Annotated in this window: 2 protein-coding genes; both read right to left on the minus strand. The window is 38.8% G+C overall.

Annotated elements, in window-relative coordinates; genetic code table 11:
* Positions 1-334 (minus strand): hypothetical protein (locus ACY65O_RS17840; protein WP_462222215.1); only part of this gene is annotated, 334 nt, incomplete at its 3' end.
* A gap of 265 nt (positions 335-599) precedes the next feature.
* Positions 600-1,548: threonine ammonia-lyase IlvA (gene ilvA / locus ACY65O_RS17845; RefSeq protein WP_462222216.1), on the minus strand; the 949-nt coding region annotated here is incomplete at its 5' end.

A 1,548-nucleotide genomic window follows, 5' to 3' on the forward strand; every position in this document is an offset into this window, starting at 1 on the left:
CCTTGGGAAAGAAAACAACACCAACAGCATATTTGCCGTAAGCAGGCAAATGAACGCCGAGCTTTACACATTCATCAAAGAAAAATTCATGCGGCATCTGAATCATAATGCCTGCACCATCACCTGAATTATTTTCGCAGCCACAGGCACCACGATGCTCCATATTTTCTAATACAGTTAATGCATCATCAATATGCTGGTGGCTTTTGTTGCCTTTAATATTAGCCACAAAACCAATACCGCAGGCATCATGCTCATAGCGGGAGTCATACAGGCCGCCCCCATCCCCTAAAGGGGAGTTATTCAACGTTTCTAATTTTTTTTGGTCATTCATCTTTACTAAGCAGTTTATATTTTTTTGAGCCGAACTTAAATAATTCTATTTGGCTTCATTGGCGTCGCACTCTTCAACTGAATTTCTTTATTGGGCATTACAGAATTTTTTATTTTTCTAATGCCACCCCTTCGGGGTTTACATCCAATAAACACGAATTCAATTCTATATTAATTACATCCCTTCGGGATTTTTTTTACCATTTATATTTTCAATCAGTTTTATCAATCTCCGCTACAGTTCCCCCTTTAGCGGGCGGAGGGGGTTATACCAAATACCCAAACGCATTATCCCCGCTCTTCAATTCCGTATAATTAATATGATACTGATCTAATTTTTTTAACAGAACATCATAATCTTCTTTTGTTTTTAATTCAATACCCACCAATGCAGGCCCTGTTTCTTTATTATGTTTTTGCATGTATTCAAATCTTGTGATATCATCATTTTCGCCTAACACATGATTTACAAATTCCTTTAAAGCTCCGGGGCGCTGTGCAAAACGAATTAAAAAATAATGTTTCAATCCTTCGTACTGCAGGCTGCGTTCTTTAATTTCCTGCATGCGGTCGATATCATTATTACCGCCACCAATGATGCATACAATATTTTTTCCTTTTATTTCAGCTGCATAATCATCCAGTGCTGCAATGCTTAATGCGCCTGCTGGTTCTACCACAATCGCATCTTCATTATATAATTTTAAAATGGTGGTACAAACTTTTCCTTCGGGTACTAAATGCATATCATCCAGCACATCTTTACAAACAGCAAAAGTAATTTCACCCACACGTTTTACAGCAGCGCCATCTACAAAGCGCTCTATATTATCCAGCGTAACCGGGTGGCCTGATTTTAACGCTTCAAACATACTTGGTGCACCTTCCGGTTCTACTCCAATAATTTTTGTTTTGGGAGAGAACGTTTTAAAATAAGTTCCCACACCTGCACTCAATCCACCACCGCCAACAGGAATAAAAAGAAAATCGGCAGCCCCTCCTATCCTCCCCAGGGGGGAGAGAAATGGAGAAGATTGAAGCGAAGATTGGTGAGAGTAATTTTCTTCCTCATTCAATTGTTCCAAAATTTCTACTCCAACAGTTCCCTGCCCCTCAATAATTTTATAATCATCAAAAGGAGGTATGAACACCATGTTGTTTTCTTCAGTATATTTTTTTGCTGCTATAGCGCAATCATCAAATGTATCACCTACC

It is taken from the genome of Ferruginibacter sp. (genome assembly GCF_031430955.1).
In the GTDB taxonomy this organism is placed as follows: Bacteria; Bacteroidota; Bacteroidia; order Chitinophagales; family Chitinophagaceae; genus Ferruginibacter.